We start from the raw sequence: 25,969 nt of genomic DNA, 5'->3' as shown, positions 1-25,969 counted from the left end.
ACATAGTATTTTTAATAATCATAATTTAAATAATGCTTCTTAGTTATTTTAAAAATGTACCAATCAATTTTCGCGCTAGTAGAAACTAATCTGTGAAACCACATCTAAGTTTTATTTTTAATTCTAAACTCTAACTAAGTTTTTTGTAATTATCATATCATTTATGTTTTAAAGTTGTGAATAATGCTTTTTTCTCATGCTCTGTCCTAAAAGGTCACCCGATTAAGACAATCTTTAATACTGTACATTGCATTATGAATAAATTTTTTGTTAATATTCTTATTGAAGCGTTTGTTATAGTTATAATCTTATTTATAGATGTTAATAAATTATGTTGATATTCTTTCAAATTTTCTATTATTGAAATGGAGTCAATCGTCCATTTAGTTTAAATTGCATTTATCAAATTAAACTATGTCAATATTAAGATTTTCCGGTCATGATACTTTTCATTGCCGTGAGCAATGGCTTCTGAAAGGAGTTCAATTAGCTGGTAACGAGTGTGATATATCTATCTTTAAAGACTCTGAGGCAATTTTCAAATTAGGGGTGGGTAAGAATATGGTTCGCTCAATTTTGCATTGGATGAAAGCCTTTAAAGTAATTGATGATGAAAACAATCAATTGGGAGAACTCACATATATTCTTTTTAAAGGTTTAGAACTAGATCCCTATTTAGAAAATGAAGGGTCTCTATGGTTAATGCAGTACTTTCTATGTTCAACTGGATACGCTTCAATTTTTTCAGCAATCTTCAAAGATTATTTTTCTGATAAAGCAAGTTTAGAATTTTCAGAGACTCAAATAAAGTCGTTTTTGTTAAGGGAAATTGAAAAAAACAATCAGAAAAAGGTTACGGATAAAACCTTGAATTCTGATTTTAAAGTTTTTATAAAAACCTATGTTTCTCCTAACAAGAATACAAAAACCGTCGAAGATGATTTCAATACCCCTTTGCTCGCTCTTAATTTAGTTTCCAATACAGGTAGGCGCAATAATAATAATGAGGCGGTGTATCGAATCAATAGAAATGTGCAACCTTCTTTGACTATTGAAATTTTCGGATATTGTCTTTTGGCTGAATTCTCAAATGAATCTGCTATAAACTTTGATAAAATAAGAATATCTATTGCAGCTTATTTATGCTTGTCCAACGAGGCTTTAGAGCTTGTTGTTGAAGAATTATGTAAAGGGTATTCTCAATTTGTATATAAGGATGATGCGGGAGTAAGACAAATTCAAATTAAGGATACTTCTGAAAATTTTAAGACCACTTTATTGAAAAGGCATTATGAGTTACACGGCTAATATATCGACAAATATTATTAGAGATTGGGGCAAGAATATAGACTATATAGTTACTCCAAATACTAAGGAAATATTTGAACGGATATTCTTATACAATCATGGAGCAACTAGATCTTTTAATCTCATTGGTAATTATGGTACTGGAAAGTCTACCTTTCTCTGGGCATTAGAAAGAAATTTAAACAATGAGAAACTCTATTTTTCGAACCTTGATTCTGAAAATAGGATTGAGGGATATCAGATAATTAAGATTGTTGGAAGTAATTCTCCATTTTCAGAAGCTTTATCTAAAGTTTTGGGGCTGAATGATGTTACCAATGAGAACATTCTGAATACTTTAAATAATGAGAGAGAGAAAGCCCAAAGAAAAAGATATGGTCTTGTATTGGTAGTCGATGAGTTCGGTAAGTTCTTAGAAAATGCATCTAAAAATAATTCACTAGATGAACTTTATTTGCTCCAGCAAATCTCTGAATGGGTAAATGATGAAAAATATGAATCCTATTTTATAATTACACTTCACCAAAACTTTTCTTCTTATGGTAGAAATTTGTCCAACCAGGATAGGTTGGAATGGGAGAAGGTTCGTGGGAGATTCGTTGACTTAATTTTTAATGAGCCTGTTGAGCAATTAATATTTTTTGCAAGTAAGAAATTAAAAGAGTTTAAATTACCCCGTAGATTTAAGAGAAATTTCAAAAAGCTCAATCTTTTAGTGCAAGACTCGGGTTTAGTCAATTCTAACATCAATTCCGATTTAACCGAATCTCTTTTTCCTTTAGATTGGTTGTCGACAAATGTTTTAGTCAATTCTCTACAACGTTACGGTCAAAATGAACGGTCATTATTTTCGTTTCTTAACGATGATTCTAAATATGCTATCAGACATAATAGAGACTTGTTCTTTACTGTGTCAAGGGTGTTTGATTATTTAGTACATACAATGCCTGCTGAAATTAATAGTCCTGAAAACCCTCATAGGCCGCAATGGTATTCTTCTTTTAGGGCTTTAGAAAGAGCAGAATTGATATTTGAAGATGATTTTTTCGTTGCAACTGAAGTAATTAAGACAATTGGATTAGTGAATATTTTTTCAAAGGCAGGAGGGCGTTTTGACGAGTCTTTTTTAATAGACTACTTCAAATTAACTCAGGACATCAATATCTCTGATGTAGTTGAAAAATTACTTTCAGCTTCTATTATTAGATTTTATAAACATAGTAGGAAATTAAATTTCTTAGAAGGTACAGATATTGATCTTGAACAGGAATTAATATCAATAGGGAAGGAGATAAATCCTTATTTTTCAATTAGTGATGAGATAAGAAACCTTGTAGATTATCCTATTGAATTGGTTAAGAAGTATACTTTCGAAACGGGAACTCCTAGATTTTTTGAGTATAGGATTATAAATGCTGATGAGATTCTTGATATTAAGCCTGCTAGTGGGGCAATTGATGGTTTTATCAACCTAATTTTTGAAGAGGTTGATGTAACTACCTTGCTTGAGCTTTCCAAAACAAAGGGTGGAAATATTTTTGTAGTTTATAACAACTCATCTCAGATTAAAGAAGAGCTTTTTAAGATCAAGCAGTTTGATCTTTTACTTGAAAAACATCAAGAAGACAAAAATGCTTTAAACTTATTGAATGATGAAAAGCAATTTCATTTAAATAATTTGGAGATTTTGGTCGTTACTGAAATGTTTAAACCGGAAGTTAATATTTGGGTTCATAATGGTCAAATCGAGAATATTTCTAATAAACAAAGATTATATAGGTGGCTAGCGGAAATTTGTTACAATATTTATTCAAAGACTCCAAACCTCAAAAACGAATTAATTAATAAAGAGTATTTAAGTGCTCCCATTAATACGGCGCGAAAGAATTTAATTAGAGCATTACTCAATTCGAGCTCAAAGGAAATGCTTGGATATACTAATTCTAAATTTCCACCTGAAAAGGCAATTTACATTAGCTTATTAAAAAAGCCAGGGATACATAAGAGAAATGATAACTTAGATTATTATGAACTGTCTGTGCCCGATGAAAAATCAAGCTTATACGAGCTTTGGAATGAGAGTGAAGCATTTTTAAACTCATCTCTATCTAATAAACGGAATTTAAGGGAGTTTATTGACTTGTTGTTGGAGCCTCCATTTAAATTGAAAAAAGGTTTAATCGACTTTTGGTTGCCTGTTTTTTTAATTGCAAAACAAGAAGATTTTGCATTATTCCACGTTGATGGAGGTTACATACCTTTTTTAGATGAAGATGTATTAGACTTAATACATAGAAGACCGGATAATTTTTTGCTTAAAAGTTATGATGTGTCAGGTCTGAAAGTAAATCTTTTAGAATGCTATAAGGAGATAGTTCAGGGTGATAGCTTGGATGATAAAGGAACTCAAACAGTGTTTCTATCCATCTTTAGTAATTTTTTGAGATTTCAAAGAGGGCTTAATAACTATGCTTTAAAAACTAATAAGCTTTCCAAAAAAGCTATTGCTTTAAGGCAAGCTATTGTTCAGGCAAAAGATCCTGAGGATGCACTTTTCAATATTTTTCCAGAAGCTCTGGGTTATCATGGAGTAACTATCAAAGAGGATGAAGGGGTGTTAGAAAGCTTTTCAAAACAAATTCAAGATGCCATACGAGAGTTACGCAATTCTTATGGGGAATTATTGAATAGAATTGAAAATTCAATTGTTTCTTCGTTCTATTGTGATCGTACAAATTTTGAGGATTATAAAAAGGAAATATTTCTCAAACTTAAGAGTATTGATTCGAATACTTTAGCTGAAGTCCAAAAGGTGTTCTATCAAAGACTAATTTCCCCTTTGGACGATAGAGCAAGCTGGTTAAAATCTGTGGCTGATGTCGTATTGGGTAAAAGTATTGATGAATTGATTGATGAGGAGGAGCCTTTGTTATTAAGAACGATTGAGGATTTAATTGATGGCCTAATAAAGGCAAGTGAAATACAATCTTTTAATAAATCTTCAAATCAAGAGAAATTACTTTCTTTTCGTTTCTATAACGAAGGTGGGAAGGCGATTGAGGAAAAACTTATTATAAATCGCAGGGATAGTGAATCTGAGGTAATAAGTAAAATTAAGAAAGATATCAATAAGTTGATCAAAGATCTTGAGTCTAAAAGAAGGAAGGAAGTTTTAATAGAATTACTATCTAAAGATTTGGAAGTTTAATATGGGAAAAGTAAATCATGTTTTGGGAATATCAGGAGGAAAGGATAGTGCTGCACTTGCAGTATATATGAATAAAAATTACCCTAATATGGGTATTGAATATTATACCTGTGATACCGGAAAGGAACTAAAAGAGACTTATGATTTAATTAAAAAGTTGACTTCTAAACTTGGTAAGAGTATTAGGTTATATAAATCAATGAATGAGGAAAATTCTCCATTAAAAAATCCTTTTGATCATTTTTTAGCTTTGTATGGGGGATATTTGCCTTCTCCAATGGCTAGGTGGTGTACAAAAAAAATGAAGTTACAGCCGTTTGAGGATGAAGTGGGAGAAAAACCGACTATTTCCTATGTTGGCATTCGTGGTGATGAAAATCGTGAAGGATATATTTCCAAGAAAGAGAGTATTCAGACCATCTTTCCATTTAGGAAAAACATTTGGAGTGAAGATGTAATAAAAAAGGTTCTTTCAAATCCAAACATTGATAAAGTTATAATGTATTATAATAATATCATTTCTGAACCTGGTCTTTTAGATAACATATTAGCTTATGCCGAGCAGCCAATTTCAGTCCAATTTACTCAGAAACAGAAATTAAATGCACTTTTAGATGCTGATGTAAAAGCGTTTAATAAAGTAGTTTTTGAATTTTTAAAAACTACCGACTATCCCGTTGGTAAATTAGATGAATTCCCATTAGTTGATAATTCTGATAATTTAGGAATTGATGATATTTTTAAGCTCTTAGAGGATAGTGGTGTTGGTATTCCTGCTTATTACAAGCCAATTGAATACCAAGTTGAGATTGATGGCGAAATTAAAACTGCAACTTACTCCCGAAGTAGATCCGGATGTTTCTTTTGTTTCTACCAACAAAAAATTGAATGGGTTTGGTTACTGGAGCAACATCCTGAATTATATGATAAGGCAACAGAGTATGAAAAAGAGGGGTATGCTTGGGCAGAAGAAACATTAGAAGAGCTTAGAAAGCCAGAAAGAGTAAAAGCGATTAAAAAGGAGCATTATCTTAGAACCTTACGTCAAGAGAAAAGATCAAGAACAAACTCTTCTTGGCAAGATGAAATTTTACAAGCCGAAGGGGAAGGATGTGCAAGCTGTTTTATTTAATTTTTAAATAAATTGGGAGGAGGTCACTTAATAGACATAGTCTAAAAATTTCATGAATTTTCTGATTCTTTTTATTGAGTTTTAGCCTTAACTATCATATCTAAAAAAGAGGTTGGGTTTAAAAAATAACTAGGATTATCTTCTAGCTTTTCTTTAATTAAAGTAAGTCCTCCATTTGTATATGATTCCATAGTGTGGATGAGTTTTTTTACAGCTTGATCTTCTGTTATTTCACCTTTATCTAATGCAATAAAATTTAAGTCTGTTTTAGTTACTAAAGCTGCAAAGATGTACTCTTGTAGATTGGTAAAATCTTTTCTGACAGATATTGTAGTTTTACTTCCCCAATACTGTATATGATGACTAAAATCAACCTTTTTTACACTTTCAGAAATTGGTGAGTATTCATTTGTGTAAAGTCCAAGAAAAAAGGCATAAGTGTATAGTTCGTAGTTAGTACTAAAGTGTTTGCCTAAACTAATTTTTTTATCACCTTCAGCTCCGTATTTTTCTGAGAGAGATTTGAATAAAGTGTCTTTAAACTCAATGCTATATTTAGGAATTCGGGTTTTCCATTTATCAAATAAATTGTCCATACTTATAACTCTATTCTCTGTGTGTTAATAGTTTTTAAATTCTTTTCATTAAAAGGTCTTTCAAGTTTAATCCAGAAAGCCTTATCTCTTTTTACTTTCTCAAATTCTGGTTTAATATATAGGTTTTTATTTTCATCTTTAGCTATATAATCTTTAATCAAAATAATGGTTTGATTGTCTGTTTCGTAAATTAAATTTAAAAACTCAGTCATTTTACTTTCACCAAAAGATGAAGTTGGCGCATCAAATAACATTGGGTATCTGTCTTCTCTAACTTCTTTAGATAGTTCTGAAATTGCAATTAAGATTGAGATATGCATTGATGTTTCTAAGGATTTATTGGCCAAAAACTCGTGTCCATTTTCATCCAATAATCTTGGCTTGATTTTGATTTTTGAACCAAAATTTGTCACTTTGAATTTGAGAGTTCCTGTAAAAGCATCAATATTTATATTTGATAAAATTTGATTAGATTTTTGAGATAATAACTTTATAAATTCTTCAAACTTTCTGTCTTTGGTATCCCTAAAAATTTGATCTATATCTCTTAGAATATTTCTTGTGTTAATTAAAAATGAATTGGCATTAGTTAGGTCTATTTTTTCTTTTTGCTCATTTAAAACTTCTAATTTAGAGTCATAGTCTTTTATTTTAACTTCATAATCAACACTTTCTTCATTTAACTTTTTTACATCATCCTGCCATAAATTATAGTCTTTAAGCACTACACCTAGCCTTTCTGAACCGACAGCAGAATTGCCAATTATTCTATTACGCTCTTTTAATTCTATTTCTAGTTTTTCTTTTAGCTCAATCAGATCATTTTTTCTAGCTTGATTAAACTCAAACATATCTTCAATTTCATTATTTATACTATTTAGTTTGGATAAATTGTCTTCCTGGTTTGTACTTAGGTTAACAAGTCTACTTATATAGTTAAATTGAAAAAGTTTTTTAGGCTCCTCATCTACTTCTTTAGCTGCTTTTTGAGAATCTAAATAATTTTGAAGACGCTTTTCCATAAATTCCAAAGCTTCAGAACCCTTTTCTGCAGGTCTGTTACAAACTTTACAAACCCCTTCCTTTATCATCTCTTTCATAATTGATAATGAAGGTACATTATGAGGTAAAGGAACTAAATCATTTAAAATCTCTAATTTAGCTTTTTTTTCACCCTGTTTTATACCGATTTCTCTGTCAAAATCTGATTGAAGTTTCCTTCTTTTTTTACTTAAATCCGATACTTTATTAGAAAACTCTGTATGAATTTGGTCAAAATTCATTAATATCCAATTTTCATCAAAAAGAGCTGTTGTATAGTTTTCAGAAATTAAGCTTTCTGTTTTTGAAATATCTCTTTCTATCTTCTCAATTCTCGAATTTATAGTTTCTAGAGCTTCAGCATTATTTATATACTTTCCGGCATCTTGGATATTCTTTTTTGTTTTTTCTATACTATTATTGGTTTCTTCTAAAAAAGTTAGTTGATCTTGTTTTTTTCTAGAATAGTGGTTAATCTCTTCTTCGAGTCTACGATATTCCTGTTTGTTTTTCGAGTTGTTTTTCGATTCCCTGTTTACAGCTTTTTCAGCCTCATTTTTTAGATACTCACCTCTTTCTTCATATTTTTGATAATGTTTAGCGTTAGAAAATAAATTGATTAGATTAATTAAGGCATCTTCATTGTCAAAAATATTAAGTTCTTCTTCTCCTTTAAACATTGAATATCTTCTAATTTCACTAGGGAATAGGTGCTCTAGAAGATTTTTACCATCAACATAGCTTCTCTCACCATTGTTAGATTCTTCAATTCCTTTTAGTATAACTTTTCCAACTTCAAAATCTGAATCATTGATTTTCTTGACTGAAAATTCTTTTGATAAAATTTTAATTTCGTCATAATGTTCTACAACAATTTCAACTCTAACCCTAAAAGATTCATTTGCCCCTTTTTCTTCAAGAACTTTTTTGGAAACAAGTAACTCTAAATTGTCATTATCATTGTTAAATAACCATTCTAAGGCTTCAAAAAATTTTGTTTTACCCTCTCCGTTTTCTCCTATAAAAACATTTAAACCATTTGCCAGATTAAATTTCTTAGAACCATAATAGCATAAATAGTTTTCTATGGTAATTTCTTTTAATATCATATTGCTGATTCGTTTAAAAATTGAGTTATTTGACCATAAAGTGCTTTATCTGATACGGTATTAAACCCTTCTGTATTTTCTACAATTAAAGAGATAGCTTTTATTATAGCATGTTCTGAATTTAATCCCTCTTGCAACTTACCTGGAATGTCATCTTTATTTATGCCGTACTTTTCTGAGATTATTTCATGCTCTAAAAAACTTTTTAAAATTTCATCTTTTCTAGCCATGTTCTAAGTGTTTGTGTTGGTTGAACTATCGTATAAATTTATATTGTAATATTTGAGTATTGGTTTTAATGCCTCAAATGTATCTGGTTTATTCAGTGCTAATATTGAAAAATCAACCACTCGCTCAAGTTCTTTTTTTATTATACTTTTTTCCATTTCAAAAGTTGAATCATCATTGATCTCAGGGGCAACAACTAAATCATGTATTACAGCATATGTTTTGTCATCATGAGTTCTTAAAACTCTTCCTCTCCTTTGAACAAATTGTCTTGGGTTTCCTGTACTCGCGCAAAAAATAGCTAATTCTGATCTGGGTACGTCCACGCCTTCATCTAAACATTTCATCGATGTTAACACATTTATAGTTCCTTTTTGAAAGCACTCTATGACATATTCTCTATTTTTTGTTTTAGAAGTGTATTGCTTTACCATAATTGAACTGTCTGTTCTACTAACTACTCTAGTATACTTGTCAATTAATGAAACATCTTCACTGTCTTCAATATAATCATCAATATTTTCATAATTAGGCTCTATGCCTTCAGGTACATAAACCAATGTATAGTTCAGGTTTCCTCTGTAATTAAATTCATCATTTAGAATTTTTTTAAAAGCTGCTAACTTGTTGTGAGCCTTGTGAATTATGCGTTTTCTTTCTAATAAAAGTCTTTCTACTTCTGGACAATCTTTGTATTTTTTTGTCTGGTTATCAAAATATTTTGCTAGTTGTTTTGACTTTTCTCTGTATTCCTCAAGTTCAATGTTGGTTAGTTTAACAATATGTGGATAGTATTTATATTTACTCAACCACCCTTTAATCATAGCTTGTCCCATCGTGTAACTATATACAAAAGGAGGTGAGTCGTTAAAAAACTCTTCGATACTTTTATTGCCTATATCATCATATTTTCTGTCAGGAGTAGCTGAAAGACCTATTCTTTTCTGTAAATGAATTTTTGAGAGTGTTTTTAATAAATTGTTTGATCCTAAATTATGCGCTTCATCGGCAATTAATAAGGTGTCTTTTGGTAAATTAATGAAATGTGATTGAAAGCTTTTTCTATAGAAAGAAGCGTAGGTTACTATTATTACATAAGACACATCAATGAAGTTGCTAGCAGTGTTTAAAAAAGATACATTTTGAGGCCATTTTTCTTTGGAGCTTATAGTTATTATATTGTTGAAATTGAATTTTCTACATTCATTTTTCCATTGATCAACCAATGCTATCGTAGGAACCAAAACGACTGCCTTATATGCTCCATTATCTTTGTATTCATTCAATAAACAATTTAAGGAAGTAAGTGTTTTTCCTGTGCCTGTTGCCATGGCAAATAATCCTTTTTTATCATTTTCTATCCATTTTTCAAAAGCTTTATTCTGATAAGGTCTTGGTCCAGTTGGATAAGGAAATTTTGGTGATTTTTCAATTTTTATAAACTCATTTAATTTGTTAGTTGCAGTTTTAATTGATTCAGTGATATTAAGGTTGTTAAATGTTTTCTTTCTATTTTTTAATAATTCTTTTTCTTGTATTATTAACTCCTGTATATTTTTATCTCCAAACTCTTGTTTTATAGCAACTTTAACATCTTGCACATTAAGATATTCAACAATTTCAGATTTTCCTGAAAAGAGTTGTTCAAAATTTATCTTCTGTTTATTGATTTTTTTTAATTCTCCTTCCTCCCAAGATAATCTACAATCCAATTCCTCTAAATTTTCTATAAATCCATAATACGTGAAATTGCAAGATGATTTAAAACTTATATAATCTTTTCCATCACCAAAAATTCCTGACTTATAATGAGAAATACCCTTTCTGTTTTTTGGTTTGATTATTTTTAACTCTATTTTTTCATTAGCAATCATCCAAGCAAAACATTCAAAAAAATGTTTTCCATAATCATCAAGTGATTCTTTAAGCCCTTTTATGTCTTCAAAATTGTAAGTAGATGAAAAATTTTCTTTGTCTTGTCCTTTTAGAATGGCCTCTTTATCATCCTGTGATAGAAGATTATTAATAACTGCTCTCATTTTACCACCTGAATAAATAAAATTTGCAAAGCCTAAGGCAAGAATGTTTATAGCAGAGGAGCTAAAGTACCCCAGCAATAAATCAAATGATTTACTATTACACAATGCATCTATATAGAACTGTAAAGGCTCATTATCACTACCTGTTCTATAATCTCTATCTTCAGACCATTCAACATTCTTTAGCATAGTATTGTTTTAAGGTGTGGTGGATATCCTGACAATTATATTTGGGTCGTCAAATAATTCAGATAAAACGTGAGAAGGTTCTATTAGTTCAGCATTGCAAGCACTTCCAGTCGATGCTAAAAATTCTTTTGATTTTATTATTAAGAATTCTTCAGCTTCATAGTTGAAGAGAGTAATGCTTAAAATATGAGGAGCAGTAGGAACATTTTTGAAATTAATTTCACCTATTTTATTATCCTCAAAATAATCTGAAAATTTATTTGCTTGAGAAAGTAAATTTTTAAGATTTTCTTCAAATTCATCATTAACTAATTCACAAGCTTTACCAAGTCCAACAATTAATGGACTATTGTATGTACCCCCCCTAAGACCTTTTTCCTGACCTCCCCCGTGAATTAATGGTGTTAAACTAACTTCAGGTTTCTTAAAAAGAACCCCAATACCTTTAGGGCCATTTAATTTGTGTCCACTAAAGCAGAGCATATCGATTAAGTTTTCCTGAAGATCAACTTTGATTTTCCCTACTGCCTGAGTTGCGTCTGTGAAAAAACAGATGTTGTTCGAATGTGCAATCTCTCCAATTCTTTTTATTGGCTGAATTACTCCTGTTTCATTGTTTACCCACATTACAGATATAAGAATAGTTTTTTTGGTGATATTACTTTCCAGTTCATCCAAATCAATTAATCCATTCTTATCAACATCTAAATAGGTGACTTCTATACCCTTAGTTTCTAAATATTCACATGTATTTAAAACTGCTTTGTGCTCAGTTTTTACAGTGATTATATGATTTCCCTTATAAGCATTAGCTTCAACATATCCCTTCAAAGCAAGATTTATTGATTCTGTAGCCCCTGATGTAAATATTATTTCGTCTTCAAAACAGTTAATTAAATTAGCGACCTGTTCTCTGGATTTTTCAATCGCTCTTTTAGCCTTATATCCAAATTCATGCTGACTTGAGGCATTTCCAAAAAAATCACTAAAGTATGGAAGCATTTCTTTCAATACTCTTGGATCAACAGGTGTCGTAGAAGCATTATCCAAGTATTTTGGAGAATATTGGTTTTCAGCCATATGGTTTAAAGCTATTTTATAAAAATAGGAACATTCTTTAAATACAATGTAAGTAATTCTGTAAATCGGATAAAATATTAATTGATAATGATTCAAACAAGATATTTTAATATATAATTGTTTTTTAAAACAAAATTATATTCATCAAATTCATTGAATTACCTGTCAAATTTAACATAATGTAAATTGGACCTCAGTTAAAATTATTTAGTCCCTTTTTGAGACTCATTTTGTGTGAAGACATAGTGTGTGAATTAGTTTTTTCTCATTGATTCAATAATTTGATCCATAGGTATTGAGCTTTCCGGACCATCCCAGCCTAATTCGATTTCAATGCGTAAATCTTGGATGACTTTTTCCCGGTATATACCATGAACTCTTAACGCATCACGTATAACTTCGCTATTATTCTGGTACTCTCCAGAAGCAACTTGCTTTGAGATATATTCTTCTTACTCTTTAGTGAAACTAATATTCATGTAGTTAGGTTTTTGCTTGCTAAATATAGATGCTTTCGAAATAAAATTTATTAAGTATTTAGAATTTTACATAGGAGAATCATGTAGGGTGTTCTCAATTATAAAGAAAAACGCTGAAGTATATGAGCATTAAAGCAACACTTATAGAGCTTAAAATATTAACTATATAATCAATTCAGGACTAAATATTAGCCTTAAACAAAAGCAACAGGATATGCTTATAAATCTGTATAGCTATTTCAGGACGTGGCACACTTAAAATGCATCCTAATTTTTCATCCATGGATACTCCCTAGATAGTGTATGGATAAAGCATGGATAGTGTATGAGGAGTGTATGAAAACACTAAGCCACAAATTCATCAAAATAAGCTACAATACAAAAGTAATTTCCCCACTTCCAGCAAATCAACGCTCATCATTAAAAGCCGAGATACATCACCCAGTTTCCCTCATCCTACTTCAATCTAATTCAAGGTCATCGAGCGCAGTCGAGATGCACCTTCCAAAGCTCCTCCATTAATTTATTAAGGGAGGTGGCCAAGCGCAGCAACGGTCGGAGGGTTTCTTTCCCCACTTCCAGCTTCCAGCATCCATCAAATCAATGGTCATCGAGCGGAGTCGAGATGCACTACTCTCAAATCAAATGATAAAATTTAAATGAGGTTTAAAAACGGCCTCAGTAGACTTTGGTTAAAACTATAGGTGAAGGGAGCGGCCATATTCTGGAGGGGTGGTAATTCTTTTTAAAAGTATGATGACTTTTAAAAACTACTATAAAACAGAGTTATAGGTTGGCCCTTTTTCCAGAATATATCGAGTAAGCCGTAATAGTTTCCAAAGTATAGTGCAGCCTTGATCTTTTGGTTCTTTTGCATCAAGGCAAAAGAATAGAAAAAACTTTCAAAGAGAACACATACTTAAAAATCAGAATTTCCCATCGCAAGTATAAACTCTATGCTTATAATTTTTAACGAACAACGAGGAAATACGCTCAAAAGCCGAGATACATCACCCAGCTTCCCTCATCCTGCTTCCATCTAATTCATGGTCATCGAGCGAAGCCAAGATGCTTCCCTCTATTATCCTCCATATTTCTCAGGTATTTTTACACTTTTAGATTCTATAGTCCATAACAGACTAACGATCCACCAGCGCTCATTATAATAAGTTAATTGATAACTGTTTATTCCTTTTTCTTCAATGCCCTCAGAGTCCTTGCCGTAGAAAGTCTGGAATACTTGGGCGATACCATTATATTCATCAACAACCTTATGAATTTCTTGCTCAAGATATCCCTCTTCATAGTAAGGATCTTTTAAAAGAATAAGGAAGTCATCAAGAGATAGTGTTTCTGCTTGCGTAGAATCAGCCACAGTAAGAATCGCTGACGGATGAAATAAATTTCTGACTGCCGTAGTATCCATCTTTTCACCTTTTTCAATGGTAATTTGATTAAGTAATTCGTCAATAATCCCATGAATTGATTGTAGAGGAGGCTCGTTTTTTTCTTGGCCCAAAGAATTGAATGAAGTGGTCAAAGAAAGAAGTAGTATAAGAATATTTTTCATATCATATTGATTTACAGTATTCAATATAATATATAGTGCTTTATATACCTGTGAGATGATCAACTATTTTCAATAACCTTCAAACTTTTTTGTTTTGATATATCTATGTTTTTGACATTTTAAGAGATGCGCACTTCATGATAGATAGAGTATAATTTTTAGTACACATAACAGCAAGTCCAATAAACCCAATGTCATCAAGTAGAGCCGAGATGTATCACCCAGCTTCCCTCATCCTATTTCTATCAAATCAACGGTCATTGAGCGGAGCCGAGATGCACCTATCAAAGCTCCTGCATTAATACATTAAGGGAGGTGACCAAGCGAAGCAAGGGTCGGAGGGTTCACTTTCCTACTTCCAGCTTCCAGCATCCAGCATCCATCAAATCAACGCTCATCGTGCGGAGCCGAGATGCACTACTCTCAAATAAAATGACAAAAATTTAAATGAGGTTTAAAAACGGCCTCAGTAGACTTTGGTTAAAACTATAGGTGAAGGGAGTGGCCATATTCTGGAGGGGTGGTAATTCTTTTTAAAAGGATGATGACTTTTAAAAACTACTATAAAACAGAGTTATAGGTTGGCCCTTTTTCCAGAATATAGCGAGTAAGCCGTAATAGTTTCCAAAGTATAGTGCAGCCTTGATCTTTTGGTTCTTTTGCATCAAGGCAAAAGAATAGAAAAAACTTTCAAAGAGAACACATATTCTAAAAATCAGAATTTCCCATCGCAATTATAAATTCAATACTTGTAATTTTTAACGAACAACGAGGAAATACGCTCAAAAGCCGAGATACATCACCCAGCTTCCCTCATCCTGCTTTCATCAAATCCAAGGTCATCCAGCGCAGTCATGATGCATCACTACCCATAAACCACAAACGGTTATAGCGTGGTTATAGCGTAGTTATAGCATAAATGATGTACGGATACAGCATGGTAATTCCCACTAATATGTATATATACAATTACTTCCCGATGCAGAAATTAGCAAAGATATTCCCAAGCAATTCATCGTTTGTAACCTGACCTGTGATCTCACCGAAGTGATACAACGCTTCCCTGATATCAATAGCGAGCAGATCGCCACTTAGTCCCGCATCAATACCGGCTTGCACTTTTTCAATTTCTTCAAGGGCTTTGAGTAATGCGTCGTAGTGTCTGCTATTTGTAACGATGGTTTCGTCGTTGCGCAATGCTCCTGTATTTACTAATGAGAGTAGTTTTTCAGTAAGTTCTTCTACACCTGTTTTGGCTTTCGCCGAAAGGAATAAAGGATTATCGATCGCCGCTTTAATGCTAGTAATTTCTTCTTCAGAGAGTTTGTCAACCTTATTAGCAACTACGATCAATGGTTTCTGTGGAAACTTATTTTTGATCTTGCCAACTTCTATTTGTATCTCTTTAAGACGCTCTGGGCTGTGAGAGGCTTTTTCGCTGTCAAGCAAAAGAATAACGACATTAGATTGCTTGATCTTCTCAAAGGTCTTTTTTATGCCCAGACCCTCGATCACATCTTCGGTCTCGCGAATTCCGGCGGTATCTATAAATCTAAAGCCTATACCGCCTATGGCGATCTCATCTTCTATAGTGTCGCGCGTGGTGCCGGCAATGTCACTCACAATTGCGCGATCTTCATTAAGAAGGGCATTGAGCAAAGTAGATTTTCCCACATTGGGTTCGCCCACAATAGCTACCGGAATTCCGTTTTTTAAAACATTACCTGTTGCAAAAGAATCAATGAGGCGTTTAAGTACGCGGGTGATCCTGGTGATCAATTCTTGAAATTGGTCGCGGTTCGCAAATTCCACATCTTCTTCGGCAAAATCTAGCTCAAGTTCTATAAGCGAAGCAAAATTAAGCAGCTCTTCTCGCAGCTTTGCGATCTCATTGCTAAAACCGCCACGCATTTGCTGCATCGCAAGGGTATGACTGGCCTCACTATCGCTAGAGATAAGATCTGCCACCGCTTCTGCCTGACTAAGATCCATCTTACCATTGATAAATGCTCTAAGTGTAAATTCACCGGCTTTTGCTGCACGGCAACCACTTCTTAATAGCAGTTGCAGGATCTCTTGCTGAATATACGGACTACCATGACAGCTTATCTCAATAGTAGGCTCACCAGTGTAACTGCGTGTACCTTTAAAGATCGACACCAGGGCTTCATCAATAACGCGCGATCCATCCTGAACATTCCCTAGATGCATGGTGTGCGAAGGTTGCTCGCTTAACACCTTTTTGCCGTAAGGCTTAAAAACAGCATCGCCTATCTCAAGGGCATGCGGACCAGAAACTCGTATTACTGCTATGGCTCCCGATCCTGCGGGAGTTGCCAGTGCGGTGATATTATCTTTTAACTGCATGTTGCAAAATTACAGAATTACCTCGTGCCATGATATAGAAAACCTCCACCCAAAATGGGCAGGGGCTTTACTAACCAATCAACCAATCAACTATGAAATCTTAATCATATCTTCTAGATCTATCGCCGATACGCACATCATTGCGATCTAGCTTAAAATCCTTGTTTGTGTAGGTGATGAACTGACCGTTGCGGTTGTAATGAATTTTCATTCTTCCCACTTGATCTAGTTCGCCGTGTTTATAACCTATTCTTGTATCTCCCACACGCGTTACTTTGCCTGTACGATCATAAAAAAGGTTCACACGTCCCACTTTATATACTCTGCCAGCTCTATCTCTTATAACATAATTATTAAAGTAAGAGCGGTTTCTACCATATTCTGCAGACCTGCTGCCTCTGTGTCCTGTGTTGTATGCATAACTGCCGTTAAGCGGTGTTGCAAACTCTATCGCACCATCAGGATAGATAAAGAATTTTATACCATCCTCAATAAACATTACCGGTTGTGTCATCACAGGATGCACGGTAGCTCTGCGTTTAATTGGATCTGCGGTGGTGTTTGCCTGAGCGGTAAATCCACCCAAGATCATCATCAAAAAAAGTAGTCTTCGTTTCATAACTATACATTTTAAAGAATGCCTCCGCGGTAAACATTCAAGTTTGTACTTGTATAGTTTCAAAGCACGTGCCAAAATTAAAATAGCCACTCTGTTGTGAGTGGCTAAATTAGTTTAGTAGTTTAATTTACAGATGTAAAATATTTTTTGGCTTTAAGCCAAAAGACTACTCAAATGCCCTTTAAAGTTTCTCTCTTAGATATTCAGCCGTGTATGATTCTTTATTTTTAGCTACTTCTTCTGGAGTGCCCGCAGCAACGATATTACCACCTGTTTCACCACCATTAAGACCTAAATCAATAATATGATCTGCACATTTGATCAAATCAAGATTATGCTCAACTACTAGAATTGAATGCCCTTTTTCTAACAATGCCTCAAAGGAAGCTAGGAGCTTCTTAATATCATGAAAATGCAGGCCAGTTGTAGGTTCATCAAAAATAAAGAGGGCTTTATCTTTTGTGGTTCCTTTTACAAGAAAAGAAGCCAACTTAATACGCTGCGCCTCACCACCCGAAAGGGTTGAGGAACTTTGACCTAAAGTCACATAACCTAAGCCCACATCTTGAAGCGGTTTTAACTTACGACTTATCTTATCTTCTTTATGTTCTGTAAAGAAAGCAACAGCATCGTCAATGGTCATGTTGAGGATGTCATCAATATTCTTATCATGGAATGTCACTTCAAGAACTTCCTTTTTAAAGCGTTTACCTTTACAGGTCTCACACTCCAGATGTACATCTGCCATAAACTGCATCTCAATGGTGACTTCGCCTTCACCTTTGCAAGTCTCACAGCGGCCACCATCTACATTAAATGAAAAATGCTTGGTTTTAAAATTGCGAATCTTACTTAGTTTCTGGCTGGCATAAAGCGATCTGATATCATCGTATGCTTTGATATAGGTTACCGGGTTAGAGCGTGAAGAACGACCTATAGGGTTTTGATCTACAAACTCTACACTTTTAATATTCTCAAACTGACCTTTTACTTCAGAGATCTGACCTAGTTTCTCGCCATAACCGCCAGTCTCTTTAAGCATTGCAGGATACAATAACTTTTTAACTAGAGTAGATTTACCGCTACCAGAAACACCTGTGATCGCTACAAAAGTTCCCAGAGGGATGTGCACATCAATATTTTTCAGGTTGTTTTCACGACAGCCTATCAGGTCAATATAATATTTATGTTTTCTGCGCTTACGCGGAATTTCTATCGCTTCCTCTCCGTTTAGGTATTTCGCCGTAAGGCTATCTGCTTTTAAGATGTCATCATACGTGCCCACAGCAACTACATTACCACCTAAGGTTCCTGCCTCGGGGCCAATATCTATGATCTCATCAGCGGCTTTCATGATATCTTCGTCATGCTCAACAACGATCACCGTGTTACCCAGATCACGAAGCGATTGAAGCACGCCTATAAGTTTCTCAGTATCCTTAGGATGTAGACCTATACTGGGCTCATCAAGAATGTACATACTTCCCACAAGGCTGCTGCCTAGCGAGGTCGCAAGATTGATACGTTGAGATTCTCCACCAGAAAGTGTGTTGGATTTTCGGTTTAAAGTGAGATAATCAAGACCTACCTTTTCAAGGAACTCTAATCTGCTTCTAATTTCTTTAAGCAAGCGTTTTGCTACTTGCCCTTCGTATTGTGTTAGTTCTAATTGTTCAAAAAATGCAGCAACTTTAGTAAGTGGCAGGTTAACCAGATCTGTGATGGGTTTTCCGCCCACTTTTACATAAGTAGCTTCTTTGCGCAGGCGTTTGCCCTCGCAAGTGCGGCATTTTGTTTTTCCGCGGTAGCGAGAAAGCATCACACGGTTCTGTATCTTATAGCTTTTTGACTCTAGATGTTTAAAGAAGTCGTTAAGCCCTTCAAAGTGTTCATTACCCTTCCAGAGTAGATCTTTTTGCTCTTCGCTTAATTCAAAATATGGTTTGTGAATAGGGAAGTCAAATTTATACGCACTGTTTACCAGCGTATCGCGATACCAACTCATGCTTTCTCCGCGCCATGGGAAAACAGCATCTTCATATATAGAAAGCCCAGTATTAGGGATCACAAGATCTTCATCAATACCTATTACATCGCCGTATCCTTCACAAGTAGGGCAAGCGCCATACGGATTGTTAAAGCTAAAAAGATGCACATTAGGTTCTAAGAATGACATTCCGTCTAGCTCAAAACTATTACTAAAGTGTCTTTGCTTGCCGCCGTCCATCTCTTCAATGATGGTTTCTCCTTTACCTTCATAAAATGCGGTTTGCACAGCATCAGCAAGTCTGTTGTAAAAATCTTCGTCATCAGCAGTGATGATACGATCTACCACAAGATAAAGTTTGTCTCTTTCTTTGGCTTTAGCCTCATCAATACGCACCACTTTATCATTCACCTTAATACGGGCATATCCTTGTTGCTGCAGGATATTTAATTTGTCTTCCAGCGATCTTCCTTTTTCTATAATAAAAGGAGCAAGAAGCAATAGTTTTGTGCGTGGCTCATACGTCTTAACATGATCTATGACGTCTGTAACCGTGTCCTTTTTTACCTCGTTGCCAGAAATAGGAGAATACGTTCTCCCCACGCGTGCATAAAGCAACTTAAGATAATCGTAGATCTCTGTACTTGTCCCCACGGTAGAGCGCGGATTGGTACTATTTACCTTTTGCTCAATAGCGATCGCCGGTGCAATCCCTTTAATATAATCTACTTTAGGCTTATCAAGTCGGCCCAAGAATTGACGCGCGTAAGACGAAAGACTTTCAACATAACGTCTTTGTCCTTCTGCATACAAAGTGTCAAAAGCAAGGCTAGACTTACCAGAACCCGAAAGGCCTGTGATCACCACCAGTTTGTTACGTGGGATGATGGCATTGATATCTTTAAGGTTGTGCAGTTTTGCACCTTTAATTATTATATTCTTTTTAGGATCAGCTGTTGCAACGTCTACTGTCATACTGTGGGATAACCTGTTTAATGTGGCGAATTATGCGTGTGTAAAAAGCGTATGTCGCTGTGTTTTTTTGGCTTAAGCCAAAAGATTAGCAAAGATAAATCAATGCAAGTATTATTTTAAGTATATAACGCTAACAAGCTGTTAATGTTAAATTTATTTTGAGAAATTGTTTATTTGGAATGAAAGTTGTTATATTTGATTCTGTATTAACACAAACCTAAACGCGTATACAAAACTTTTACTTTTTAGCTTATTAATCTCGGCCTCAGGCCACTATAATTAACCTACAAAAGTAAGAGTATGGAGGATGTGTTAACTAATGACGCGACCCTAGTAAAAAACTACATACGGGGTGATGAAAATGCGCTTTCCTGTCTAATCAATAGACATCAACAAAGAATATACAGTTTTATTTATAGCAAGGTTTATGACCGTGACATCACTGAAGATATCTTTCAGGATACCTTTATTAAAGTGATTCGCACGCTTAAACGCGGTGGTTATAACGAAGAAGGTAAATTCTTGCCTTGGGTAATGCGTATTGCTCATAACCTTGTGATAGACCATTTTAGAAAAAATAGCCGCATGCCTAAGTTTGACAATAGCGGTGAGTTTAGCATTTTTTCGGTATTGAGCGATAGTAGCTTAAATGCAGAGAAGCAACTTATTAAAGAGCAGGTAGAAGATGATGTGCGCAAACTGATAGAAGAACTCCCTGATGATCAAAAAGAGGTGCTAAAAATGCGTATCTATAAAGACATGAGCTTTAAAGAAATTGCAGACAAAACAGATGTGAGTATTAACACCGCGCTGGGACGTATGCGTTATGCACTTATTAATCTTAGAAAGGTGATCGAGAAGAACAATATAATTTTAACAAATTAGAATAAACTAAATGAGTAATTGGTGCGTTATAGAATAGATAAATTTCAAAACACACCGAATGGCTCAAATTTACTCTTCACCCCACGACTGTGGGTCACAATCTAAACCAAAAAAAGAAACCGTTGAATTTCTGCTAAGTTATTCAAAGGCTTTAAGTGTTATAAGTTCTAAGAACGGGAAGATAGAAATACTTCTCAATTAAAAACCGGAAAAGCCCGCTTTGCAGCGGGCTTTTCTATTTTTTGTAGTATTCTTTAATTACACTTTTTCTACCTATCGTCGCGGTGATAATGTCTTTTTCTAAATTCCAGCCACGCGCCGGACTATACTGTCGCCCATACCAAATGATCTGAAGGTGGAGCTCGTTCCAGAGGTCTTTTGGGAAAATGCGTTTTGCATCTTTCTCCGTTTGTACAACGTTCTTACCATTAGTCAGTCCCCAGCGGTACATCAATCTGTGAATATGTGTATCTACAGGAAACGCCGGTATATTAAATGCCTGAGAAACCACAACACTTGCCGTTTTGTGTCCCACAGCAGGAAGTTCTTCTAAGGCTTCAATAGATTGTGGTACGTTACCATTATATTTCTCGATCAATATTTCAGACAGACCGTGAATGCCTTTTGCTTTCATTGGCGAAAGCCCCACAGGTTTAATGATCTCTCGTATATCTTCAATAGAGAGTTTTACCATATCATAAGGATTGTCTGCAACTTCAAACAGTAACGGAGTGATCTGGTTAACCTTCACATCTGTACTTTGTGCACTCATCAAAACAGCGATAAGCAAAGTATAAGGATCTTTATGATCTAGTGGGATGGGAATTTGAGGATATAATCTGTTTAACGTGTTTATAACAAACGCTACCTTTTCGGCCTTGGTCATTTTGTCTAATTTTATGGTCACAAAAATAACGATTATGCTAACGAATAGATTAAATGTAGGAGATAAGGTTCCTAACTTTACTGCAAAAGATCAAGATGGTAACGATATCTCTCTAGAAGATTATAAAGGTAAAAAGCTTGTGGTTTTCTTTTACCCTAAGGCTTCAACGCCTGGCTGCACTGCAGAGGCATGTAACCTGAGCGATAATTATAAAGCACTTCAGGATGCGGGCTATGAGATTTTGGGCGTAAGCGCAGACTCACAAAAAAGACAGACCAACTTTAAGAATAAATATAGTTTTCCTTACCCTTTGCTGGCGGATGAAGATAAAACGGTGATCAACACCTTTGGCGTTTGGGGACCTAAAAAATTTATGGGTCGCGAGTATGATGGTATTCACCGCACTACTTTTTTGATCGATGAAGAAGGCGTTGTGACAGAAGTTATAGAAAAGGTAAAAACTAAGGATCACGCAGCACAGATCTTGGGATAATACGCTAGTTTATTTCGCTTTAAGCGAAAAGAACAAAAACCTCTCTAAACCGGGAGGTTTTTTTATGCTTTGTTTTTAAGTGAATTATACGCTTATGCAGAACAATTCTAATTATTAAAGCTTAGTTAACGTTTTTAACACTTGCTTGTTGTTATGTTAAACTAAGCGCTAAATAACCTTAACGCATAAGCTAAAATGGATAGATAGTTTTGGTACGAAACATTAACACAACTAATTTATACCAAAACATGTTTACATTAAGAAAACTAGCTCTTACTTCTGGAGCTTTAATGATGGCGGCAGGTCTTTTTATTTCTTGTGAAGGAGAAATGGGACCAGAAGGGCCTCAAGGAGAACAAGGTGCACAAGGAGAACAAGGACCAGCAGGTCAAGACGGAGTAGATGGTCAGGACGGTGCAGATGGTGAGGATGGAGAAGACTTTACTCCAGAGCCTACCATGTTTGCAAATAAGTCTCCTATGGATCCTCTAGTATTGATCAACCCAACATTTGGAAACGTTAATGCATATTCACTTATCTCTACTACAGATAATATAGATGGTTACAATCTTGCAGGTGCTGCAGATGGTGCTGGTTTCTTAAAAGATCCTAACAGCGATGGGTACATCTATGTTGTAAATAACGAGGATGACTATGCTGTTTCAAGAATATTTCTTGATAAAAACCTTATTCCTTATAAAGGAGATTATCTATTGAACTCTGGTGTGGCTGATTATGCACGTCAATGTTCTGGTACAATGTGGGAAGCTGCGATTCACGGTGGTGATAAAGATATTTTCTTATCAGCTTCAGAGAGTATTAGCTATGATGTAAAAGGTATTGATCCTTATGTTACAACTCCTACACCTACAGCAGACTTTGGTCTTGATGCGCTAGGAGAATTCTCATGGGAAAATGCTGTGCCACTTCCTAAGGATGCCTTCCCAGGTAAAACTGTAATTCTAGGTGGTGACGATGATTCAAGCGGATCAGAAGGTCAAGTTACTATGTATCTATCAGAGAGCGGTGACGCTGATCTAGATGGAGGTAAGATCTATGTGCTTCGCTTTAAAGAAGTATCAGATGGTGCTGATGGCGTTATGGCTGTTACTGCTGGTACTACGTATAATGAAGGTGATCTTGATCACAAAAAAGAATATGCAGTAGAATTTGTTGAGATCGCTAACGGTGCGGCAATGACAAAGAACGAGATGGAAACTGCTTGTATAGCCGTTAACGCTTCTCAATTTATGCGTGTTGAAGACGTAGACTATGGTAAAGGTTCTGCAGCTGCAAATCGTCATGTATATTTTAACGTTACAGGTCGTGGCCCTGGTGCTGGTACTTATAACGACTGGGGAACTGTTTATAAACTTATCCTTGATGAGAACAATCCGCTAGAGGGTAAACTTACTCAGGTTGTAAGTGGTAATACAGATACTAATAATATGGATGGTAACTTATCTGTACTTCAAAGCCCAGATAACATCTGTGTAACAGAAAACTTTATCTACTTCCAGGAGGATCCTAACTCTTTCAGCCGTAATCATAACTCTTATATCTATCAAAGTGATCTTAACGGAGATAATATCAAGATCGTTCTACGTCTAGTTGTAGATCAAACGCTTGCTGGCGAGCCAGAGGATTTCTCAGGAGAATTTGGTTCACTTATCGATATCTCAGACAAAGTTGGGGTAGAAGGTACCTTCCTTCTTGCATTGCAACCTCACTACTGGAAAGATGAATTCTTTAAAGGTCTTGATGGGCACTACAATGCATCTTATGAAGACAATCAAGGTTCACAAGTTGTGATCTTACAAGGGCTTCCTAGATAAGTTTTTAAAATAAAGGGTTTTAAGGCTTTCGCTTTCGCGGAAGCCTTACCTATTTAATACCTACTACACTCATGCGCATTACTCACATTCTATTTTGTCTACTTCTATTCTCTTTGCTATCCTGTAAAAACACCTCTGAAGAGTATATAGCAAATCCTTGGGAAGCAGCAAGAACTTATTATAAAGATCATCTTAACAACACCATTGCCGGTCTTGAAGAACTACAAAAAAACACGGTAGATGATCCTGAAAACAAAGAGATATTCTTAAACCTGCGCCGCGAATTTAAACTGGCAGAGCCTTATGTTTCTTACCTTAATCCAGAAGTGGGGCACAGAGCTAACGGGCCAGCACTACCTGTTTTTAGAGAAGATAATGGTAAAGTATTAAAACCCATCGGACTTCAGAAGTTAGAAGAAACGCTCTATGATGGCGGTGTAGATGATGAGACTTTTCATAATGAGGTTAAGATGACGCTGGGTCTTATGCATGTGCTTCAAAAAAATATTGCAGATCGTGAGCTTACGCCACAAAGATTTTTTGTAGCCACACAGCAGCAATTGATGCGTATTGTGAGTTTTAGTATGGCAAACTTTGATACTCCTGTAAGCGCACAAGGAGTAAAAGATGCTGCACTTTCACTCAAAGGTCTTCGAGAAGTTTATGAGATCATTCTGCAAGATTCAATTCAAAACATTGACAAAGACATTGACGAGCAGTTTATACAAAGTGTTCATGCAAGTGTCGCTTTCGCGGAAGCGTATACCGGAGAAAATAAAGACTTTGACAGATTTAGTTACTTGAGAGATTATGTCAATCCCGTGTGTCGCGCCTGGAAGCAAGTGCGTGATGCAAGCGGAATGTGGGAAGATTCTAAGGATTTTCCGTTCAATTTTGATGCGCCTACGTTCTTTGAACCAGATTCATTTAATCTGACTTATTTTACGCCATCTGTAAATCAAAATCCCACTGAAGAGCAAATAGCGCTGGGTAAAAAGCTCTTTTTTGACCCTAATCTTTCTGCAGCTGGGACCATGGCTTGTGCGTCTTGTCACAGTCCGGAAAAAGCATACCAGGATGGTGAAGTAACAAGTCTTGATAATTCTGGCAAAGCGATGGATCGCAATGCGCCAACGCTGGTTAATGTGGCTTATCAACAAAATTTCTTCTGGGATGCGCGATCAGAAGATCTGCTAAGTCAGATCAATTCAGTTTTTACAAATGACAGAGAATTTGCTAGCGAAGTGCATCAATTCTCTGATGAGATCTTGCAAGACAGCACGTATATTAAATTGTTTAAAAATGCATACGGCGGCATACCAAAACAAAACCGGGATCTTGTGCGTGCGATATCTTCTTACATTTCGACTTTAAAAGGTTTTGACAGCAAATTTGATAAAAACATTCGTGGCGACGAGGATACGTTTACTGCTCAAGAAAAAAGAGGTTTTAATCTTTTCATGGGTGAGGCTTTGTGTGCGACTTGTCACTTTATTCCGTTGACAAACGGTACTGTGCCACCTTTTTTCAGCGAAAGCGAAAAAGAAGTAATTGGTGTCCCAGAAACGGCAGAGAATACAGCATGGGACAGTGATGCCGGATTTTATGTGGTGTATCGCGAGGATAAACACAAAGGGATGTTTAAAACGCCTACGGTACGCAATGTTGCGCTTACTGCGCCATATATGCATAATGGTGTTTATGCAACGCTAGAAGAAGTGATGGACTTTTATAACAAAGGCGGTGGTGGCGGTCTGGGTTTTGATCTGCCGCATCAAACGTTGCCCTTTGATAATCTTGATCTTTCGCAAGAAGATCTGGATGCGTTAGTTGCGTTTGTAAAAACGCTTAATGATGTTCCGCAGGTTGATAATTATTAATATTCAAAGTTTTTTGGTGGTAATTTATGAGATGAGTAATTTTTTTAGCAAAAGTTCTTTAAA

Annotated in this window: 18 protein-coding genes; 7 read left to right on the top strand and 11 right to left on the bottom strand. The window is 35.0% G+C overall.

The genetic code is table 11. The features are described 5' to 3' along the window. The first annotated feature begins 414 nt into the window (after positions 1-414). The 3 genes from ACZ5L8_RS08565 to ACZ5L8_RS08555 are packed head-to-tail and all read left to right on the top strand — an operon-like array spanning position 415 to position 5,648. Positions 415-1,308, top strand: a complete 894-nt coding sequence (locus ACZ5L8_RS08565) for a DUF4007 family protein (protein WP_464436569.1) — start codon at positions 415-417, stop codon at positions 1,306-1,308. After that, positions 1,292-4,516 carry an ATP-binding protein gene (locus ACZ5L8_RS08560; protein ID WP_464436567.1) on the top strand — a complete coding sequence of 1,075 codons (3,225 nt, stop codon included), beginning with the start codon at positions 1,292-1,294 and terminating at the stop codon, positions 4,514-4,516. Before ACZ5L8_RS08565 ends, ACZ5L8_RS08560 begins: the two co-directional genes overlap by 17 nt. Position 4,517: 1 nt before the next feature. Continuing rightward, positions 4,518-5,648: a phosphoadenosine phosphosulfate reductase domain-containing protein gene (locus ACZ5L8_RS08555; RefSeq protein ID WP_464436565.1), complete on the top strand. Its 1,131-nt coding sequence runs from the start codon at positions 4,518-4,520 to the stop codon at positions 5,646-5,648. A gap of 71 nt (positions 5,649-5,719) precedes the next feature. On the opposite strand, the gene ACZ5L8_RS08550 is transcribed toward ACZ5L8_RS08555, so the two are convergent. From ACZ5L8_RS08550 to uvrA, 10 genes are all read right to left on the bottom strand, one after another. After that, a complete protein-coding gene (locus ACZ5L8_RS08550) occupies positions 5,720-6,244 on the bottom strand; it encodes a hypothetical protein (protein WP_464436562.1) in 525 nt (174 codons plus the stop codon). Positions 6,245-6,246: 2 nt separating this feature from the next. Beyond that, positions 6,247-8,394 carry an AAA family ATPase gene (locus ACZ5L8_RS08545; protein ID WP_464436560.1) on the bottom strand — a complete coding sequence of 716 codons (2,148 nt, stop codon included), beginning with the start codon at positions 8,392-8,394 and terminating at the stop codon, positions 6,247-6,249. Then, entirely contained in the window at positions 8,391-8,624 is a 234-nt protein-coding gene (locus ACZ5L8_RS08540; protein WP_464436557.1) for a hypothetical protein, read from the bottom strand. The genes ACZ5L8_RS08545 and ACZ5L8_RS08540 overlap by 4 nt, the downstream gene beginning before the upstream one ends. Positions 8,625-8,627: 3 nt before the next feature. Next, positions 8,628-10,850 carry a DEAD/DEAH box helicase family protein gene (locus ACZ5L8_RS08535; protein ID WP_464436556.1) on the bottom strand — a complete coding sequence of 741 codons (2,223 nt, stop codon included), beginning with the start codon at positions 10,848-10,850 and terminating at the stop codon, positions 8,628-8,630. A gap of 9 nt (positions 10,851-10,859) precedes the next feature. Then, positions 10,860-12,026 (bottom strand): cysteine desulfurase family protein, encoded by a 1,167-nt coding sequence (locus ACZ5L8_RS08530; protein ID WP_464436555.1) that lies wholly within the window; start codon positions 12,024-12,026, stop codon positions 10,860-10,862. 158 nt (positions 12,027-12,184) lie between these two features. Further along, positions 12,185-12,373 carry a ribbon-helix-helix domain-containing protein gene (locus ACZ5L8_RS08525; RefSeq protein WP_464440941.1) on the bottom strand — a complete coding sequence of 63 codons (189 nt, stop codon included), beginning with the start codon at positions 12,371-12,373 and terminating at the stop codon, positions 12,185-12,187. Between the two features lie 1,117 nt (positions 12,374-13,490). Further along, positions 13,491-13,979, bottom strand: coding sequence for a hypothetical protein (locus ACZ5L8_RS08520; RefSeq protein WP_464436554.1), 489 nt, complete (start codon positions 13,977-13,979; stop codon positions 13,491-13,493). Between the two features lie 969 nt (positions 13,980-14,948). Further along, a complete protein-coding gene (mnmE, locus tag ACZ5L8_RS08515; protein ID WP_464436553.1) occupies positions 14,949-16,346 on the bottom strand; it encodes a tRNA uridine-5-carboxymethylaminomethyl(34) synthesis GTPase MnmE in 1,398 nt (465 codons plus the stop codon). A 100-nt stretch (positions 16,347-16,446) separates the two neighbouring features. Further along, on the bottom strand, positions 16,447-16,965 hold the full coding sequence (locus tag ACZ5L8_RS08510; RefSeq protein WP_464436552.1) for a hypothetical protein: 519 nt from the start codon (positions 16,963-16,965) through the stop codon (positions 16,447-16,449). Between the two features lie 181 nt (positions 16,966-17,146). Continuing rightward, positions 17,147-19,927 (bottom strand): excinuclease ABC subunit UvrA, encoded by a 2,781-nt coding sequence (gene uvrA / locus ACZ5L8_RS08505; protein WP_464440888.1) that lies wholly within the window; start codon positions 19,925-19,927, stop codon positions 17,147-17,149. Positions 19,928-20,227: 300 nt separating this feature from the next. Here uvrA and ACZ5L8_RS08500 point away from each other — a divergent pair, with 300 nt between their 5' ends. Further along, a complete protein-coding gene (locus ACZ5L8_RS08500) occupies positions 20,228-20,812 on the top strand; it encodes an RNA polymerase sigma factor (RefSeq protein ID WP_462597795.1) in 585 nt (194 codons plus the stop codon). Between the two features lie 235 nt (positions 20,813-21,047). Here ACZ5L8_RS08500 and ACZ5L8_RS08495 read toward each other — a convergent pair whose 3' ends face one another. After that, entirely contained in the window at positions 21,048-21,698 is a 651-nt protein-coding gene (locus ACZ5L8_RS08495; RefSeq protein ID WP_464440887.1) for an endonuclease III domain-containing protein, read from the bottom strand. A gap of 34 nt (positions 21,699-21,732) precedes the next feature. Between ACZ5L8_RS08495 and bcp the strand changes: the two genes are divergently transcribed. From bcp to ACZ5L8_RS08480, 3 genes are all read left to right on the top strand, one after another. Then, positions 21,733-22,191, top strand: coding sequence for a thioredoxin-dependent thiol peroxidase (gene bcp, locus ACZ5L8_RS08490; protein WP_462597797.1), 459 nt, complete (start codon positions 21,733-21,735; stop codon positions 22,189-22,191). A 248-nt stretch (positions 22,192-22,439) separates the two neighbouring features. Then, on the top strand, positions 22,440-24,026 hold the full coding sequence (locus ACZ5L8_RS08485; RefSeq protein ID WP_464440886.1) for a PhoX family protein: 1,587 nt from the start codon (positions 22,440-22,442) through the stop codon (positions 24,024-24,026). A 71-nt stretch (positions 24,027-24,097) separates the two neighbouring features. After that, positions 24,098-25,906 (top strand): cytochrome-c peroxidase, encoded by a 1,809-nt coding sequence (locus tag ACZ5L8_RS08480; protein WP_464440884.1) that lies wholly within the window; start codon positions 24,098-24,100, stop codon positions 25,904-25,906. The last annotated feature ends 63 nt before the right edge of the window (positions 25,907-25,969 follow it).

The sequence above is a fragment of the Leeuwenhoekiella obamensis genome, from assembly GCF_055391795.1.
Note: the sequence above shows the minus strand (reverse complement) of the source record. Positions and strands in the feature narration are given on the sequence as shown.

Bases quoted from the DNA above. Each gene is read 5' to 3' on its own strand.
- uvrA (WP_464440888.1), bottom strand. From the start codon at position 19,927: ATGACAGTAGACGTTGCAACAGCTGATCCTAAAAAGAATATAATAATT.
- ACZ5L8_RS08540 (WP_464436557.1), bottom strand. From the start codon at position 8,624: ATGGCTAGAAAAGATGAAATTTTAAAAAGTTTTTTAGAGCATGAAATA.
- ACZ5L8_RS08510 (WP_464436552.1), bottom strand. From the start codon at position 16,965: ATGAAACGAAGACTACTTTTTTTGATGATGATCTTGGGTGGATTTACC.
- ACZ5L8_RS08550 (WP_464436562.1), bottom strand. From the start codon at position 6,244: ATGGACAATTTATTTGATAAATGGAAAACCCGAATTCCTAAATATAGC.
- ACZ5L8_RS08545 (WP_464436560.1), bottom strand. From the start codon at position 8,394: ATGATATTAAAAGAAATTACCATAGAAAACTATTTATGCTATTATGGT.
- bcp (WP_462597797.1), top strand. From the start codon at position 21,733: ATGCTAACGAATAGATTAAATGTAGGAGATAAGGTTCCTAACTTTACT.
- ACZ5L8_RS08485 (WP_464440886.1), top strand. From the start codon at position 22,440: ATGTTTACATTAAGAAAACTAGCTCTTACTTCTGGAGCTTTAATGATG.
- ACZ5L8_RS08565 (WP_464436569.1), top strand. From the start codon at position 415: ATGTCAATATTAAGATTTTCCGGTCATGATACTTTTCATTGCCGTGAG.
- mnmE (WP_464436553.1), bottom strand. From the start codon at position 16,346: ATGCAGTTAAAAGATAATATCACCGCACTGGCAACTCCCGCAGGATCG.
- ACZ5L8_RS08555 (WP_464436565.1), top strand. From the start codon at position 4,518: ATGGGAAAAGTAAATCATGTTTTGGGAATATCAGGAGGAAAGGATAGT.
- ACZ5L8_RS08480 (WP_464440884.1), top strand. From the start codon at position 24,098: ATGCGCATTACTCACATTCTATTTTGTCTACTTCTATTCTCTTTGCTA.
- ACZ5L8_RS08520 (WP_464436554.1), bottom strand. From the start codon at position 13,979: ATGAAAAATATTCTTATACTACTTCTTTCTTTGACCACTTCATTCAAT.
- ACZ5L8_RS08500 (WP_462597795.1), top strand. From the start codon at position 20,228: ATGGAGGATGTGTTAACTAATGACGCGACCCTAGTAAAAAACTACATA.
- ACZ5L8_RS08560 (WP_464436567.1), top strand. From the start codon at position 1,292: ATGAGTTACACGGCTAATATATCGACAAATATTATTAGAGATTGGGGC.
- ACZ5L8_RS08495 (WP_464440887.1), bottom strand. From the start codon at position 21,698: ATGACCAAGGCCGAAAAGGTAGCGTTTGTTATAAACACGTTAAACAGA.
- ACZ5L8_RS08535 (WP_464436556.1), bottom strand. From the start codon at position 10,850: ATGCTAAAGAATGTTGAATGGTCTGAAGATAGAGATTATAGAACAGGT.